The sequence below is a fragment of the Streptomyces sp. XM83C genome, from assembly GCF_023072675.1.
GTDB classification, from domain to species: Bacteria; Actinomycetota; Actinomycetes; order Streptomycetales; family Streptomycetaceae; genus Streptomyces; species Streptomyces thermocoprophilus.
Genome location: NZ_JALLGL010000136.1, coordinates 1 through 16287, shown reverse-complemented (window position 1 = coordinate 16287; position 16287 = coordinate 1). Strand labels below are relative to the sequence as shown.

16 protein-coding genes and 1 pseudogene are annotated in these 16287 nt (G+C 70.5%); 8 read left to right on the top strand and 9 right to left on the bottom strand.

Translation table 11 applies throughout. The annotated features are described in order from the left end of the window. The 3 genes and pseudogenes from MTQ10_RS16930 to MTQ10_RS16920 all read right to left on the bottom strand — a co-directional run. Window positions 1-283 (bottom strand): annotated as a pseudogene (locus MTQ10_RS16930) (hypothetical protein); the annotation flags it as partial. Between the two features lie 212 nt (window positions 284-495). Beyond that, window positions 496-804 carry a hypothetical protein gene (locus MTQ10_RS16925; protein ID WP_014673544.1) on the bottom strand — a complete coding sequence of 103 codons (309 nt, stop codon included), beginning with the start codon at window positions 802-804 and terminating at the stop codon, window positions 496-498. A gap of 316 nt (window positions 805-1120) precedes the next feature. Next, window positions 1121-1723, bottom strand: a complete 603-nt coding sequence (locus tag MTQ10_RS16920) for a TetR/AcrR family transcriptional regulator (protein WP_247468850.1) — start codon at window positions 1721-1723, stop codon at window positions 1121-1123. A gap of 71 nt (window positions 1724-1794) precedes the next feature. Here MTQ10_RS16920 and MTQ10_RS16915 point away from each other — a divergent pair, with 71 nt between their 5' ends. From MTQ10_RS16915 to MTQ10_RS16900, 4 genes are all read left to right on the top strand, one after another. Continuing rightward, complete coding sequence (locus MTQ10_RS16915; protein WP_247468848.1) at window positions 1795-2712, top strand: oxidoreductase; 918 nt, start codon at window positions 1795-1797, stop codon at window positions 2710-2712. Between the two features lie 392 nt (window positions 2713-3104). Further along, entirely contained in the window at window positions 3105-3899 is a 795-nt protein-coding gene (locus MTQ10_RS16910) for a trypsin-like serine peptidase (protein ID WP_247468846.1), read from the top strand. An 87-nt stretch (window positions 3900-3986) separates the two neighbouring features. Further along, entirely contained in the window at window positions 3987-4994 is a 1008-nt protein-coding gene (locus tag MTQ10_RS16905) for a C40 family peptidase (protein ID WP_374117623.1), read from the top strand. Between the two features lie 240 nt (window positions 4995-5234). After that, on the top strand, window positions 5235-5942 hold the full coding sequence (locus tag MTQ10_RS16900) for a phosphatase PAP2 family protein (protein ID WP_247468842.1): 708 nt from the start codon (window positions 5235-5237) through the stop codon (window positions 5940-5942). A gap of 7 nt (window positions 5943-5949) precedes the next feature. On the opposite strand, the gene MTQ10_RS16895 is transcribed toward MTQ10_RS16900, so the two are convergent. Further along, window positions 5950-7515 (bottom strand): FAD-binding oxidoreductase, encoded by a 1566-nt coding sequence (locus MTQ10_RS16895; RefSeq protein WP_247468840.1) that lies wholly within the window; start codon window positions 7513-7515, stop codon window positions 5950-5952. 556 nt (window positions 7516-8071) lie between these two features. Between MTQ10_RS16895 and MTQ10_RS16890 the strand changes: the two genes are divergently transcribed. Then, window positions 8072-8887, top strand: coding sequence for a hypothetical protein (locus tag MTQ10_RS16890; RefSeq protein WP_247468838.1), 816 nt, complete (start codon window positions 8072-8074; stop codon window positions 8885-8887). A 128-nt stretch (window positions 8888-9015) separates the two neighbouring features. Next, the gene (locus MTQ10_RS16885) at window positions 9016-9198 is read left to right on the top strand and encodes a hypothetical protein (RefSeq protein WP_247468837.1); all 183 of its coding nucleotides are present in this window, start codon (window positions 9016-9018) and stop codon (window positions 9196-9198) included. Between the two features lie 58 nt (window positions 9199-9256). On the opposite strand, the gene MTQ10_RS16880 is transcribed toward MTQ10_RS16885, so the two are convergent. Beyond that, window positions 9257-9667, bottom strand: coding sequence for a metal-sensitive transcriptional regulator (locus tag MTQ10_RS16880; protein ID WP_247468835.1), 411 nt, complete (start codon window positions 9665-9667; stop codon window positions 9257-9259). A 242-nt stretch (window positions 9668-9909) separates the two neighbouring features. On the opposite strand from MTQ10_RS16880, the gene MTQ10_RS16875 reads away from it, so the two are divergent. Then, window positions 9910-10530: a DUF47 domain-containing protein gene (locus MTQ10_RS16875; protein WP_247468833.1), complete on the top strand. Its 621-nt coding sequence runs from the start codon at window positions 9910-9912 to the stop codon at window positions 10528-10530. Between the two features lie 9 nt (window positions 10531-10539). Continuing rightward, window positions 10540-11538 carry an inorganic phosphate transporter gene (locus MTQ10_RS16870; RefSeq protein WP_247468831.1) on the top strand — a complete coding sequence of 333 codons (999 nt, stop codon included), beginning with the start codon at window positions 10540-10542 and terminating at the stop codon, window positions 11536-11538. A gap of 228 nt (window positions 11539-11766) precedes the next feature. Here the strand turns inward: MTQ10_RS16870 and pstB are convergent, their stop codons facing one another. The 4 genes from pstB to pstS all read right to left on the bottom strand — a co-directional run bounded on the left by pstB (window position 11767) and on the right by pstS (window position 16082). After that, window positions 11767-12543, bottom strand: coding sequence for a phosphate ABC transporter ATP-binding protein PstB (pstB, locus tag MTQ10_RS16865; RefSeq protein ID WP_247468828.1), 777 nt, complete (start codon window positions 12541-12543; stop codon window positions 11767-11769). A 50-nt stretch (window positions 12544-12593) separates the two neighbouring features. Beyond that, window positions 12594-13661: a phosphate ABC transporter permease PstA gene (gene pstA, locus MTQ10_RS16860; RefSeq protein WP_247468826.1), complete on the bottom strand. Its 1068-nt coding sequence runs from the start codon at window positions 13659-13661 to the stop codon at window positions 12594-12596. After that, window positions 13658-14689, bottom strand: coding sequence for a phosphate ABC transporter permease subunit PstC (gene pstC / locus MTQ10_RS16855; RefSeq protein ID WP_247468824.1), 1032 nt, complete (start codon window positions 14687-14689; stop codon window positions 13658-13660). The genes pstA and pstC overlap by 4 nt, the downstream gene beginning before the upstream one ends. 259 nt (window positions 14690-14948) lie before the next feature. Then, window positions 14949-16082 (bottom strand): phosphate ABC transporter substrate-binding protein PstS, encoded by a 1134-nt coding sequence (gene pstS / locus MTQ10_RS16850; RefSeq protein ID WP_247468822.1) that lies wholly within the window; start codon window positions 16080-16082, stop codon window positions 14949-14951. Window positions 16083-16287: the final 205 nt, after the last annotated feature.

Below are 16287 nucleotides of genomic sequence, written 5' to 3'. Positions count from 1 at the left end.
CGCTCCCCTTCCCCACCGGCGCCACCCCGCTGGGGGCGGTGGCTGCGGACTTGGGTTTGGCAGCGTCCGGGGTGGTGGTGCCGTCGGCTGCGGAATCGTCTCCTCCGCGGTTGGCGAAGGCGATGGCCGCGATGAGGAGGACGACGACGCCGACCACCGTGACGAGGCTGCGTGAGGAGGAGCGGGCCGGGCGGCGGGCGCCTCCGTAGGGGTCGCTGTCGGGCAGGCGGGTGCGTGTCTGGCCCGTACCGCCGTAGCCGTGCTGGTCGTCACCGAGACTCATGCCGCGTACGCCCCCTCGACGTCGTGCAAAGACACGTAGACACGTAGAAGTACGACGGTAGCCCTGCTGGCTCCCGTGCGGGCGCGGTGTGGTGACTCGACATCAGGGAAACGCAACCTCAGCCGGTGGGCACGACGGGCGGGTGGGGGTGGAGGGACCGGACCGGACGTGGCCGGAGAGGACGAGGGACGGAGGGGACGGCCGTACCGGCGCTATACGGCCATGCCGTACACGATGGTGAACAGCGTGCCGAGCGATCCGATGATGAACACCCCGGTCAGTCCGGCGATGATCAGGCCCTTGCCCTGTTCGGCGCTGAAGGTGTCGCGGAGGGCCGTGGCGCCGATGCGCTGCTTGGCTGCGCCCCAGACGGCGATGCCGAGGCAGAGGAGGATGGCGACGGCCATCACCACCTCGATCATCACCTTGGCCTCGTTGCCCAGGCTGCCGAAGGGGCCCCAGTCCGGAGCGATACCGCCGATGATGGTGTTGATGTCTCCCTTGTCGGCCGCAAAGAGCATGTAAGTCACCGCCCCTGTTGGGTAGTTCCGCAGTCCCCTGCGGTGTGCAGAGGTCAGGCCTCATTCTCGCCGACAATCGCGCCGTCGTATGTCGACTTGGCGTCATTGATTGGCGGGTTTCGTACAAACAGCTTGCCGACGCCGTGTCAGCGCCTCACGCCGGGGGTGAGTTCCGGTGCGGGCGCGGTGCACGGGGTCGTATCGTCACTCTGTGTATCACGGCAGGTCACGCCGAGCAACGAGGATCGTGCGGAACCTGGGGTGTGGTTCCGTCGTTGACCCACTTCTGACCCATTGTCGGGGATGTGAGGGTGTGTCAGCGGGGCGCGACGCCGTACAGCAGGTGGTGGACCTGTTCGTCGAGGCCGGCGAGGGCCTCCTCGGGGGAGAGGGCGCAGGCGGCGACGAGGGCGGCGAGGCCGTGGAGGCTGGAGGCGACGACCATCATGAGGCGTTCGGGGTCGCCGGGGACGATCTCGCCGCGTTCCTGGGCATCGGCGACGAGGTGGGTGAGGGAGCCGAAGGTCTCCTCGACGGCGTCGGCGAGCGGGCCGGTGGTGTCGGGCTCGTGCTTGCGCGCAAACATCAGTTCGAGGAGTGCCGGGTTGTCGATGACGAACCCGAGGTAGGCGCGTGCGAGCCGGGTCATGCGCTCCTGGATGGGCCGCTCGGGGGCGTCGGCGGCGCCGAGGGCGCGCAGGAGGCGTTCGTAGCCGGTGAGGGCGAGCGCGTCGAGGAGGGCCTGCTTGTCCTTGAAGTGCCGGCCGGGCGCGGCGTGGCTGACGCCGACGTCGCGGGCGAGTTCCCGCAGGGAGAGTGCGGCGACGCCCTTCTCGCGGAGGGTGCGCTCGGCGCTCTTCAGCAGGGCGGCGCGCAGGTCTCCGTGGTGGTAGGGGCGGCTGGCGGGCATGGACAGCATCGTAACGCGATGTTGGCGATGTCAGCTTTGTTGTCGTTGACAGCATTGTTGGCGCTGCCTACTTTGGGGTCATGGCGAACGAGAAGCAGGACGCGAAGAGCGCACGGGGCGCGGGCCCGCTGCCCGATCTGTCGGGGCGTACGGCGGTGGTGACCGGCGCCAACAGCGGCCTCGGCCTCGTCACGGCGCGGGCCCTGGCCGAGGCCGGGGCGCATGTCGTCCTGGCCGTCCGCGACGAGGAGCGCGGCAAGGCCGCCGCGGCCCGGATCGACGGCAGCACGGAGGTACGACGGCTGGATCTGGCGGACCTCGAGTCGGTACGGGAGTTCGCGGCCGGCTGGGACGGCCCACTGGACCTGCTGATCAACAACGCGGGTGTGATGATGCTGCCGCGGCGGCGGACGCGGGACGGCTTCGAGATGCAGTTCGGCACCAACCATCTCGGCCACTTCGCGCTGACGAACCTGCTGCTGCCGCACATCACCGACCGCGTCGTCACCGTCGCCTCCGGCGCGCACCGCTGGCCCGGCGCCGACATCCGCTTCGACGACCTCGACCGCACCGCCGACTACAGCCCGACCGCCGCCTACGCCCAGTCCAAGCTGGCCAACCTGCTGTTCGTGCTGGAACTGCAACGCCGCCTGACGGAGGCCGGATCGGCGGTACGGGCCGTCGCCGCCCACCCCGGCTACGCCGCCACCAACTTGCAGAGCCATGCCGGGAACCCGGTGATGCGGGCGCTGATGCTGCTCGGTAACCGCCTGTTCGCCCAGTCCGACGAGGCGGGCGCCCAGCCCACGCTGTACGCGGCGGTACGGGATCTGCCGGGCGCGAGCTACGTCGGCCCGGACGGCCTCGGTGAGATGCGCGGTCGTCCGACCCTGGTGGGCCGCTCCCGCGCGGCGAGCGACCCGGGGACGGCCCGGCGGCTGTGGGAGGCGTCGGAGGAGCTGACGGGGGTCCGCTTCCCGGCGGCCGCGCTCCGCTGAGGGACCCTCACCCGAAAGTCCAGCGGCGGATGGTGTCGCCGTGGGTGGTCAGCCGGGTGCCGTCGCCCAGGGCGAGGGGTTCGAGGCAGCCGGTGCCCGCGTAGGTGACTCGGCGAGGGGTTCGAGGTTCGGCCGTCGAGGAGGAGTTCCTGCGGGGCAGCGCGGACCGCAGGGGGCAGGGGTTCCCGCGGCACCCGGCGGACCGCAGGGGCGGGCATGTGTGCCGAGTCGGGCGGACCGCAGGGGCGAGGTGCCCGCAGGTGCCCGAGGAGACGGGCAGTCCGCCCCCACCCACCCCCGGGTGGCCGCGTACCGGGGACGGACCGCCCGGCCGTATCGGAGCCGGATTCCTCTGAGGCGGTTCTCGCCTTTCTGGGTAACAGTGGTTCTTGATGAAGCGCACCACAGCCGCCGCCCGCGGCACCCGCCGGCTCGCTCTCTTCGGCGCGGTCGTGCTGGTGTCGTCCGCTGCCATGTCCGCGTCGCACGCTGCCGCCGACGGCGGGGCCGGACCCCTGGGGGTGACCGTCACGGCGGCGCCCGGGGCGCGCACCGACCGGGTGGGCGCCCTGTTCCACGAGGGCGAGTCGGCGGACAGCCCCGGCGGGCACTTCTGCACCGCCTCCGTCGTCCACAGCCCCGGACACGACCTCGTCCTGACCGCCGCCCACTGCCTCGCCGGGGACGAGACGCTGTACTTCGCCCCCGGCTACCGTGACGGGCAGGCCCCGCACGGCCTGTGGACGGTGGCCCGGCGCCATCTGCCGGAGGGGTGGGCCGACGGCGGGCAGGACGAGGACAGCGACCTCGCGTTCGCCGTACTGGAGCCCGACGAGGAAGGCCAGGAGGTCGAGGACGTCGTCGGCGCCCTCCGGTTCACACCCGGTACGGCCACCGGGGCGACCGCCGTCACCGTGACCGGGTACCCCGCCGACCGGGACACGCCCGTCACCTGCACCGCCCACCCGCGCCCGCACGGCCCCACACAGCAGAGCGTCACCTGCCCCGCCTTCAGCGCCGGCACCAGCGGCAGCCCGTGGGTCAGCGGCGACGGCAGGGTCGTCGGCGTCATCGGCGGGTACGAACAGGGCGGCGACACCGACGACGTGTCGTACAGCGTCGTACTCGGCAAGGAAGCCGCCCGCCTCTACGCGACAGCGACCGACAACGACGACGGCACTGACTGACCGTCAGCTCCCTGTGTGGGACCACCCCACGCCGCACCGCACCGCTCTACACTGACGGACGGCGGACTCCCTCACGGCGAAGGGCGGTTGACGGTGCGGAAGATGTGGATCGCGGGCGCCGCCACCGCCGCTGCGGGCCTCTCCTTCGTCCTGCTCCTCGTCGTCGGTGTGTACGTCATCGCCGGCAACATGCTCAACGGGGTCGGCGGAGCCGGAAAAGCCCTGGCCAAGGGCGCTGTGCCCGCCGCCTACCAGGCCCTCGTACAGAAATGGGGCAACCTCTGCCCGGCCCTCAACCCGGCACTGCTCGCCGCCCAGCTCTACCAGGAGAGCGGGTTCGACCCCAACGCCAAGAGCCCCGCCAAGGCCGAGGGAATCGCGCAGTTCATCCCCGGCACCTGGGCCACGCACGGCATCGACGGCGACGGGGACGGCGACCGCGACGTCTGGGACCCCAACGACGCGATCCCGTCGGCCGCCTCCTACGACTGCACCCTCGCCGGCTATGTGAAGGACGTCCCCGGCGACCCCAAACGGAACATGCTCGCCGCGTACAACGCGGGCGCGTACGCCGTCATCAAGTACGGCGGCGTCCCGCCGTACAAGGAGACGCAGAACTACGTCAAGACGATCACGACGCTCGAGGACTCCTTCGCCGCGCCCGTCACCCGCGTCGACCCCTCCCGGCAGGCCGCCGGCGCCATCCACTTCGCGCAGCAGAAACTCGGCACGCCCTACCTGTGGGGCGGCAACGGCACCGCCGATCAGGGCGGACGCTTCGACTGCTCCGGCCTGACCAAGGCCGCGTACGAAAGCGTCGGCATCACCCTGCCCCGCGTCGCCAACGACCAGTACAACGCGGGCCCGCACCCCCGCCGGGAGGAGCTTCTCCCCGGCGACCTCGTCTTCTTCTCCGACGACCTCACTGACTCCCGTGCCATCCGCCACGTCGGCATCTACGTCGGCGGCGGCTACATGATCGACGCGCCGCGCACGGGCGCCGTCATCCGCTTCGACCCGATCGACACCCCGGACTACTTCGGCGCCACCCGAGTGACGGAGGACGGCGCGAAGGCGTTGCCGACGCGGATCTGAGCGCCGGGGTGAAGATGGCGTGAAAGCATTGCTCGGCCGGGGGTGGAAAACGGGGTGAAGCACTCCCCTGAGCTGCGATGACGGGTCTCTCTTCGGTAACGTCTGCGTGATCATTCGGTTGAGCGTGGAACGTAGAGAGGAAGACCGACGTTCCTGTTGACGACCAGTGATCCACGGGGGTGTGGGTGAGCGGCGCATGACCGGTGCGTCGCCGAGAACGACGTAAGGGGCCGCAGCACCATGGCTGGACTCGCCGAATCCGGGTCGAACCCTGACGTCGACCTGCTCTATGACATCAACGGGCTCGCCAAGGACGCACCCCACTGGTTCGACAAGGTCATGGAGTACGTCGGCGAGTACGGGCTGTTGCTCGCGATGGTGCTGCTCGTGCTGTGGTGCTGGTGGGGCGTGCGCAAGCGCGGCGGGGACAACGCCGCCTCCTCGGTCGCCGCGCTGGTGTGGGCGCCGCTCGCCGCGGCCGTCGCCGTGCTGATCAACGTGCCGATCCGCGGCTTCGTGGAACGGCCCCGGCCGTTCGTCGACCACCAGGGCCTCGATGTCCTCGTCGACGGCAAGACCGACTTCTCCTTCGTCAGCGACCACGCCACCCTCACCATGGCCATGGGCGTCGGACTGTTCGTCGCCAACCGCAAGTTCGGCCTCGTCGGGATCGGGCTCGCCCTGCTGGAGGGTTTCTGCCGCGTCTACATGGGCGTGCACTACCCGACCGACGTCATCGGTGGTTTCGCTCTCGGTACGGCCGTCGCGCTGCTGCTGTCGCCCGTCGCCATGATGCTGCTCACGCCGCTGATGCGGGCCGTCGAGGGCTCCCGCCGGCTGGGCTGGGTGGTGCGCGCCAAGGGCACCGGGGAGGACGGGCGGTCCACGGCGTCCGGCGCCCGCAGCGAGCGCTCCCTCGGCACGGAGGAGCGCGACCTGGCCGCGTAGGGCCCGGTCACAGGGCCTGCGGGAAGGTGAACACGCGGCCCGGGTCGTACTGCTTCTTCAGCTGCGTCAGCCGGGTCGCGGCCTGCCCGTAGTAGGCCGTACGCCAGTCCTTCAGCGTGGGGTCCGTGTAGTTCTGGTACGCCGCCCCCGACGCGTACGGCCGCATCGCGGCGTGCGCCGCCGACAGCCACGCCTGGGCGTCCGCCCCGGAGGCGCCGGCCCGCCACGACGCGATGTACTGGGCCAGCATCCTCGAACGGCGGTGCACGAACGCCGTCGCCGTCGGCGCGACCCGGTTCACCGCGCCGCCGAGCGCGGTCAACTGCACCGTGCCGGAGCCGCCCCGCACATTCTTGATCTGCGTCAGCAGCGTCTGCACACCGTTGGCCGAAATCGAACGGTCGAAGAAGTCGGAGCGGGCCGTGTACGTCTCCCGGTGCAGCGCGCCCTGCGGCGACCGGCCCGGCGTGGAGCCCGGCAGATGGCACTGGGCGTCCTCCGAGAACGCCGAGCACCCGGCGTAGATCTCCATCGCCTCCTGGTACGAACGGCGGCGCAGCGACACGCTCGACGCGGACCCGCCGGCCCGGTCGGCGAGGCGGTCTACGGCGTTCTGCAGCTCGCCGTACGTGCCCAGGGAGAACGCGGACACCGTCACCGTCGGGTTGCCGCCGGCGTAGTTCGACAGATGCAGCGCCGACCAGATCTCGTCCGGCTGGTCCGGCCCCCACTCCTGCCAGGCCTTCAGCACGGCCGCCGCCTTCGCCCACGGCCAGGACAGATACGCGGTCACGGCCTGCGGCGCCGGATGCGTACGGAAGTGCAGCTCGGTGACGACACCGAAGTTGCCGTTGCCGGCGCCGCGCAGCGCCCAGAACAGGTCCTGATGGTTCTTCGCATCGACGGTCAGCTGTCTGCCGTCGGCGGTGACGATGCTCGCGGCGGTCAGGCTGTCGCAGGTCAGCCCGTACGCCCTCGACACCACCCCGTGCCCGCCGCCCAGCGTGAGCCCGGACACGCCGACGGTGGGGCAGGAACCGGCTGGGATCGTCGTGCCCTTCGCGGCGAGCGCCCGGTAGACGTCGATCAGCTTGGCGCCGGCGCCGACCACGGCACTCGTACCGGAGGCCCGTACGGTGCTCAGCGCGGACACGTCCACGATCAGCCGGTCGTCGCCCGACGACCAGCCCGCGTACGAGTGGCCACCGTTGCGGATGGCCACGCCGACGCGGTGGGCACGGGCGTACGCGAGGGCGGTACGGATGTCGTCCGCGTGCCGCACGTACGCCACGGCTGCGGGCTTCAGCGAGTCGAACCGCGTGTTGTACAGCTGCCGCGCCGTCTTCCACTCCGCGTCCCCCGGCCGGACCAGAGTGCCGTCCAACTCGCGGGCGAGCGCGGCCCAGTTCGCCGGTGCGGACGGGGACGGCGACACCGCCCCGGCGGTCGTGGTGAGCGGAGGCCCACTGGACGCCGATACACCGACCCCCTGTTCCTCACCGGTACAGGCCGAGACCCCAGCGAGCGCGGCAACCGTGCTCGCCGTACCGCCGATGAAAGTACGCCGGTCCATAGGTGTGGCCTCTCCCTGCCCAGACGTGTCTCTACAAGGGACGGGGCGCCGGGCGTCCGGGGTTCCATGATGTCCGGTGAAACCGGCCTCGGTGAAGGAGCGAGGAAGCGACAGCGACACTGCTCCGCACACTCGCCCGCCCGTGACGGCACACGCCCGACCCACCCACCATCAGTGGGCGCTACCGCAACCACGCACCCACCCGCGCAGGCCGCCGCAGGCATACAGGGTCGCGGGGAACGGCGCGAGACCCCCCCACCGGCCCGCAGGTGGAAACGAAGGGGGGCGCGGGGAACGGCGCGAGACCCCCCCACCGGCCCGCAGGTGGAAACGAAAGGGGTCGCGGGGAACGGCGCGAGAACCCCCCACCGGCCCGCAGGCGGAAACGCGGGTAACCGCGCGAAGGCCACCCCCGTCGCGTGACGGGGGCACCTACCCGTCGTTAACCGATCGACAGGCGGCCCTTGACGGACGTACCGGGGGTAGGCGGACGATGGCTGAGCGGCGGCGGAGGTCGTGGCAGCGGAGCGCGCTGCGGTGGGCGGGGCGACGGCGGATGCGGGTCGGGGCCGTCGGGCTCGCCGGAGGGTTCCTGTCCTGCCTGTGCGCCGCCGGTTGCGCCGGCGACGGTGTCGCCGTCGAGGACGCGCGGTCCGGCCGTGACGCCGTGCAGATCCTCCGTGCCGCCCCGGACCGTCTTCTCGCCGCGGGTACGTCGAAGGCGCGGACGTCCATGGAGATGGCGACCGGCGGCACCCGCGTCACGATCCGCGGCTCCGGTGTCTACGACTACCGGCGCAGGCTGGGCAGGCTGACGGTCGTGCTGCCGCAGGACCCCGCCGGGAGCAGCGAGCACCAGCCGATCACCGAGCTGCTGGCGCCGGGCGCGCTGTTCATGAAGAACCGCGGCGCGGGTGTCCCCGCCGACAAGTGGGTGCGGGTGGACACGGCGGGCATGTCCGACGGGAACCTGGTCACGGGCGGCGCCACCGATCCGTACGCCGCGGCGGAGCTGCTGCGCGGGACGCGGTCGGCGACGTATCTGGGGCGTACCGAGGTCGCCGGGGCTCAGGTGCGGCACTTCCGGGGCACCGCCGATCTCGCGGAGGCGGCGAGGCGTGCCTCGGCTGCCGGCAAGGCGCCTCTGCTGGCGGCGGCGAAAGGGTTCGCCACGGCCGTCGTACCGTTCGATGTGTATCTCGACGACGAGGGCCGTGTCCGCAAGGTGCGCCACCGCTTCAGCTTCGTCAACGGGCAGCGCAGGAACGCCGTGGCTGTCGCCTCGACGACCTTGCTGTACGACTTCGGCACCGCCGTCGACGTACGCCTGCCGAGGAGCGAGGACATCTACGCCGGGAAGATCGCCGAGTAGCGGGGCCGGAAGAGGGGGCCGGCAGCGGGGGCCAGTCGCGAGGGACCAGTGGACTAGCCCGTCCGTGCCATGCGCGGTGAGTGGGGCGCTCCCTACTCTAGGAAGCCGGTGACGGCAGAGACGAGGTGATGCGCGTGGCTCCGGTCGGCGGTACGGCGGTTCAGGACCACGTGGCCCTCGCCGAGATAGAGCTGTGCGGTGAGCTGATGATCGCGGCGTCGGCCGCGGACGAGGACCGGCTCAGCCTGGAGAGCATCGACGAGGTGCTTCGCGTCGCCGAGGAGAGGGCGCGCAGGCGCGAGCAGAACTGACTCAGGAGCCCCAGGCCTCGCGGCCCAGGCTCCGAGCCCCCGCCCCGAGCGGTAGGGCTCACGTCCGCAGCAGTCGCGCGATCGCCTTCGTCGCCTCTTCCACCTTCGCGTCGATCTCGGTCCCGCCCTTCACCGCGGCGTCGGCGACACAGTGCCGCAGGTGTTCCTCCAGCAGTTGCAGCGCGAAGGACTGCAGGGCCTTGGTGGAGGCGGAGACCTGCGTGAGTATGTCGATGCAGTAGACGTCCTCGTCGACCATCCGTTGCAGGCCACGGATCTGCCCCTCGATCCGCCGCAGTCGCTTGAGGTGCTCGTCCTTCTGCTTGTGGTAGCCGTGCACGCCGTGCTCATGACCGCCCTGCGGCACGTCGGCGGCACCGGTCACGTCCGCCCTCGCCTCCGGCACCGCCTCCGCCGTACCGGCCGCCTCCGTGGAGGGCGCACCTGCGCCGGCCTCTGTGGTCGTCATCGCGTCCTCCCCGGTGGTCGAAAACGGGCATATGCCGCGCATATACCCCTACTAGGTATAGGGTAGCGAAGTTTGTCGCACGGAAGGGGTGCGGAGCCTCCGTGCCCGCTCCGGCACCCCTGGTGCCCCCCGTGCCGAGCACTCTGCCTGATGGGCGACACTGGGGGACGGCCCGATAGCCGTGGCCGGATGATGCGCCTAGCATCAGCCTGACCGAAACCGATGCATCCCGAGGACCCCACGTGCGCTTTCGTCTGACCCCCAGGGAGACGAGCTTCTACGACATGTTCGCCGCCTCCGCGGACAACATCGTCACGGGCTCGAAGCTCCTGATGGAACTGCTCGGGGCGGACCCCTCCGCCCGGGCCGAGATCGCAGAGCGTATGCGGGCCGCGGAACACGCAGGTGACGACGCCACTCACGCGATCTTCCACCAGCTGAACTCCTCGTTCATCACGCCGTTCGACCGTGAGGACATCTACTCCCTCGCGTCGTCCCTCGACGACATCATGGACTTCATGGAGGAGGCCGTCGACCTGGTCGTCCTCTACAACATCGAGGAACTGCCGAAGGGTGTCGAGCAGCAGATCGAGGTGCTGGCGCGGGCGGCCGAGCTGACGGCCGAGGCGATGCCGAACCTGCGGACCATGGACAACCTCACCGAGTACTGGATCGAGGTCAACCGTCTGGAGAACCAGGCCGACCAGATCCACCGCAAGCTGCTCGCCCACCTGTTCAACGGCAAGTACGACGCCATCGAGGTGCTCAAGCTCAAGCAGATCGTGGACGTGCTGGAGGAGGCCGCCGACGCCTTCGAGCATGTGGCGAACACGGTGGAGACCATCGCGGTCAAGGAGTCCTGAGGCCCTGCCATGGACACCCTTGCCCTGGTCGTGACCATCGGGGTCGCGCTCTTCTTCACGTACACCAACGGTTTCCACGATTCGGCCAACGCGATCGCCACATCCGTCTCCACGCGGGCGCTGACCCCGCGGGCGGCGCTGGCGATGGCGGCCGTGATGAACCTCGCCGGTGCCTTCCTCGGGTCCGGGGTCGCCAAGACCGTCAGCGAGGGCCTCATCGACACCCCTCAGGGTTCCAAGGGGATGGGGATCCTCTTCGCCGCGCTGGTCGGCGCGATCGTATGGAACCTGATCACCTGGTACTTCGGGCTTCCCTCGTCCTCCTCCCACGCACTGTTCGGCGGCATGGTCGGCGCGGCCCTCGCGGGCGGTACGACCGTGTACTGGTCGGGCGTCCTCGACAAGGTCGTCATCCCGATGTTCCTGTCGCCGGTCGTCGGTCTCGTCGTCGGCTATCTGGTGATGGCGGCCATCCTGTGGATCTTCCGCAAGGCGAATCCGCACAAGGCCAAGCGGGGCTTCCGCATCGCGCAGACCGTGTCGGCGGCCGGTATGGCCCTCGGCCACGGTCTGCAGGACGCGCAGAAGACCATGGGCATCGTGGTGATGGCCCTGGTCATCGCCGATGTCGAGGACTACGGCGACCCCATCCCGGTGTGGGTGAAGATCGCCTGCGCCGTGATGCTGTCGCTGGGTACGTACGCCGGTGGCTGGCGGATCATGCGGACGCTCGGCCGGAAGATCATCGAGCTGGACCCGCCGCAGGGCTTCGCGGCGGAGACGACCGGCGCGTCGATCATGTTCACCACGGCGTTCCTGTTCAAGGCGCCGATCTCCACGACCCATGTGATCACCTCGGCGATCATGGGTGTCGGCGCGACCAAGCGCGTCAACGCCGTGCGGTGGGGCGTCGCCAAGAACATCGTGCTCGGCTGGTTCATCACCATGCCGGCGGCGGCCGTCGTGGCCGCGGCGGCGTTCGGGCTGGTGAAGCTGACCGTTCTGTAGCGTCGGCGCCGGACTGCGCCGGACAGCACCTACAGCACCTACTGCATCGGACTGCACCGACTGCACCCGCACTGCACCGGACTGTGGTCCGGCCCCGGCGGGGGCGCGGACGAGTGCGGCGGGCCCGCCCCCGGGAGCCAGGGGCGGGCCCTTTCGCGTCCCCGCGGTGGCACCGCCATGCAGCACCGCGAGGAGTCGGCGGGGGCCGGCGGCAGCCCGGACGTCGGCTCAGCCGAAGCGGCCCGAGATGTAGTCCTCGGTGGCCTGCACGGACGGATTGGAGAAGATCCGCTCGGTGTCGTCGATCTCGACGAGCCTGCCGGGCTGCCCCACGGCCGCCAGGTTGAAGAACGCGGTGCGGTCCGAGACGCGGGCCGCCTGCTGCATGTTGTGCGTCACGATGACGATCGTGAACCGTTCCTTCAGCTCACCGATCAGGTCCTCCACCGCGAGGGTGGAGATCGGGTCGAGCGCCGAGCAGGGCTCGTCCATCAGCAGCACGTCCGGCTCGACCGCGATCGCGCGGGCGATGCACAGCCGCTGCTGCTGACCGCCGGACAGGCCGGAGCCCGGCCTGTTCAGGCGGTCCTTCACCTCGTTCCACAGGTTGGCGCCCCGCAGGGACTTCTCCACGATGTCGTCCAGTTCGGACTTGCGGCGCATGCCGTTCAGCCGCAGACCGGCCGCCACATTGTCGAAGATCGACATGGTGGGGAACGGGTTCGGGCGCTGGAAGACCATGCCGACCTCGCGGCGCACCGACACCGGGTCCACACCGGGGCCGTACAGATCCTCGTCGTCCAGGAGCACCTTGCCCTCGACACGGCCGCCGGGGGTGACCTCGTGCATCCGGTTCAGGGTGCGCAGGAACGTGGACTTGCCGCAGCCGGACGGGCCGATGAACGCCGTCACCGAGCGCGGCTCGATCGTCATCGAGATGTCGTCGATCGCCTTGTGGGTGCCGTAGTAGGCGGTCAGGCCGCTCACATCGATTCGCTTGGCCATGGGTGGTTCACTTCCCGTGAGTCGCGGAGGGGGTGTCGAGGGGTGTCGCCTCAGCGACCGGTCTTCGGGGCTTTCCAGCGGGCGATGCCACGGGCCACCAGGTTGAGGATCATCACGAACGCGATCAGCGTGAGCGAGGCCGCCCAGGCACGGTCGTACGCGTACGGCGATCCGGCGCTCTGCGCGTACTGCTGGTAGATGTACAGCGGCAGCGACGCCTGCGCGCCCTCGAACGGGTTCGCGTTGATGAACGGGTTGCCGAACACCAGCAGCATCACCGGCGCGGTCTCGCCCGTGATGCGGGCGACGGCGAGCATGACGCCCGTGGTGATGCCGCCGACGGACGTGGGCAGCACCACCTTCAGGACGGTCCGCCACTTCGGGACGCCGAGCGCGAGGGACGCCTCGCGCAGCTCGTCCGGTACGAGTTTGAGCATCTCCTCCGTGGAGCGGACCACCACCGGCATCATCAGGATCGCGAGCGCGAGGGACCCGGCGAAACCGAACGGCTGCATGTCCAGCATCAGCATCAGGGAGAGGACGAACAGGCCCGCGACGATCGACGGGATGCCCGTCATCACGTCGACGAAGAACGTGACGGCCCTGGCGAGCCGACCGCGCCCGTACTCGACCAGGTAGATCGCGGTGAGCACACCGATCGGGGCGCCGATCACGGTGGCGAGACCGACCTGCTCCAGGCTGCCGAGGACGGCGTGATAGATGCCGCCGCCCGGCTCGGCGTCGCCGACGACACCCATGGAGTGGGTGAGGAAGTAGCCGTCGAGAACCTTCACGCCCCGCTTCACCGTCGCCCACACCAAGGAGGCGAGCGGTACGACGGCGAGGAGGAACGCCACCCATACGAAGCTGGTCGCGACCCGGTCCTCGGCCTGCCGGCGGCCCTCCACACGGGCGGACAAGCCGTACGTGGCGACGACGTACAGCACAGCCGCGATCAGCGCCCACTGCACGCTGCTGTGCAGGCCGGCGGCGGCGCTGATGCCGAGTCCGGCGGCGACGGAGCCGGCCGCGACGGCGTACGGGGCCCACTGCGGGAGGCGGGCGCCGCGCAGGGAGCCCGGGGGCGTCGCGGCGGTGGCGGTGGCGGTGTGGCTCATGCAGCGGCCCCCGAGTACTCCTTGCGGCGGGCGATGATCAGCCGTGCCGCGCCGTTCACCAGCAGGGTGATCACGAACAGGACCAGACCGGACGCGATCAGCGCGTCCCGGCCGAACACGTCCGCCTCGCTGAACTTGGCGGCGATGTTCTGCGCGAACGTGCCGCCGCCCGGGTCGAGCAGGCTCGCGTGCAGATCGAAATCGGGGGAGAGGACGGTGGCGACGGCCATCGTCTCGCCGAGGGCGCGGCCCAGGCCCAGCATGGACGCGGAGATCACACCGGAGCGGCCGAACGGCAGCACCGCCAGCCGCACGACCTCCCAGCGGGTCGCGCCGAGCGCCAGCGCCGCCTCCTCGTGCATGCGCGGCACCTGGCGGAACACCTCGCGGCTGACATTGGTGATGATCGGCAGAATCATGATCGCGAGCAGGATGCCCACGGTGAGCATCGCGCGCGGGGCGCCCTCGTCCCAGGAAAAGATCCCCGTCCAGCCCAGGTAGTCGTCCAGCCAGCCGAACAGGCCGTTCATGTGCGGTACGAGGATCAGCGCGCCCCACAGGCCGTACACGATGGACGGCACCGCGGCGAGCAGGTCGATCACGTACGCGATGGGGCCGCGCAGCCGGCGCGGGGCGTAGTGCGTGAGGAACAGGGCGATGGCGACCGCGACCGGGACCGCGAGCGCCATCGCGATGACCGCGGAGACGACCGTGCCGACGGCGAGGACGGCGATGCCGAAGCGCGGCTCGGTGCCCCTCGTGTCCCACTCGAAGGTGGTGAGGAAGTTGCCGTGGTCGTCGCTGATGGCGAGGGACGCGCGGTAGGAGAGGAAGAGCGCGATCGCGGCCATGACCAGCAGCAGCAGGATGCCGGAGCCGCGGGTCAGGGCGAGGAAGATCCGGTCGCCGGGGCGGGTCGCGCCGCGGGCGAGCCGCTTGGGCGTGGTCGTCGAGGGTTGTGGTTGTGGTTGCGGGGGTGGGGGCGGGGCGGCGTTGTCGTCTGTCTGTGTGCTCGTGTCCGTGTCCATCGGGTTCTCCGGTCTGCGGAGCCGCCACGGCTTGGGCGGGGGCGGCTCGGAGCGGGGCGGCCTCGTGGGCGGCCCCTGGCGGCGGTGCACCGGAGGGTGCGGTACGGGGGCTTGGCCGTCGGCCCTGGGATCTGGGGCTGGGGTCCGGTCATCGGCGCTTGGCCTGTGGCCTTGGCGTCCGGTCATCGGCGCTTGGCCTGTGGTCCAGGGTCTGGGCCTTCCGCCCGGGGACTCAGGGGGCCCGTACCGCACCCCTGGGTCAGCTCAGGCCCTCGATCGTGCTGCGGACCTTGGTGATGACGGCGTCGGGGATCGGCGCGTAGTCGTTCTGCGAGAGGACCGACTGGCCCTCGGCGCTCGCGATGTACCGCAGGAACGCCTTGGTCGCGGGCAGGGTGTCGGACTTGTTGCCCTTGTCGCAGACGATCTCGTACGTGACGAGGGTGATCGGGTAGGCGCCCTCGGCCTTCGTGGTGTAGTTCAGCTTCAGCGCCAGGTCCTGGCCGGTGCCGACGACCTGCGCGTCCGCGATCGCCTTCGTGGCGCCGTCGGAGGACGCCTGCACCGGGGCGGAGGCGCCGGTGTTCAGGGCGACCGTCTTCAGACCGTCCTTCGCGTACGACAGCTCCATGTAGCCGATCGCGCCGTTCGTCGACTTCACACCCTGCGCGACACCGGAGGAACCGGACGCCGACTGGCCGCCCTTGGCCTGCCAGGCCTTGCCGCCGGAGTACGTCCAGTCCTGCGGGGCGGCAGCCTTCAGATACTTGGTGAAGTTGTCCGTCGTACCGGACTCGTCGGAGCGGTGGAAGGCCTGGATCTTCAGGTCGGGCAGCTCGACGCCCTTGTTGAGGTCCTGGATCGCCTTGTCGTTCCACTGCGTGATCCTGCCGTCGAAGATCTTGGCGATCGTCGCGGCGTCCAGCACCAGATTGTCGACGTCGTCCAGGTTGTACGCGACGGCGATCGGGCCGCCGACCATCGGCAGGTCGATGGCCTGCCCGCCGGAGCAGACCTTCTGCGACGCGGTGACCTCGTCGGGCTTCAGCGCGGAGTCGGAACCGGCGAAGGCGACCTGGCCCTGGGTGAACGCCGTCACGCCCGCGCCGGAACCCTGCCCCTTGTAGTTGATCTGCACCCCGCAGGCCTGGCTGAACGCCTTCACCCAGGCGTCGATGGCGTGCTTCTGCGCGGAGGAGCCGTCGGCCAGCAACTGGCCCTTGGCGTCGTCGCACTTGATGTTGCTCGCCGGGGCGCTCCCGGCGTTCGTGCTGCCGCCGCCGCCCGAGCCGTTGCCCGTGTCGTCCGAGCCGCACGCCGTGAGGGCCAGGGCACCGGAGACGGCGAGTGCGCCGAGGGCGAGGGCCCGCCGGTTCATGCGCTGAAGCTTCACTTGAGGACAGTCCTTCCGGGAGCCGCCGTCAGTCGGGAGATCCGGCGGCGTGCGAAGTCTTGGTCGTCGTCGTGCGGACGCGCCCCTCGGGGCGTGCGCCGCACCGGACGAGGCCGAAATTAGGCAGAACAGGTGAAGCCGCCGAAGGGCATGAATGAACGCCGGGTGAACCGCAGCCGACGGGGTGGTGGGGCGGGGAAAGGGT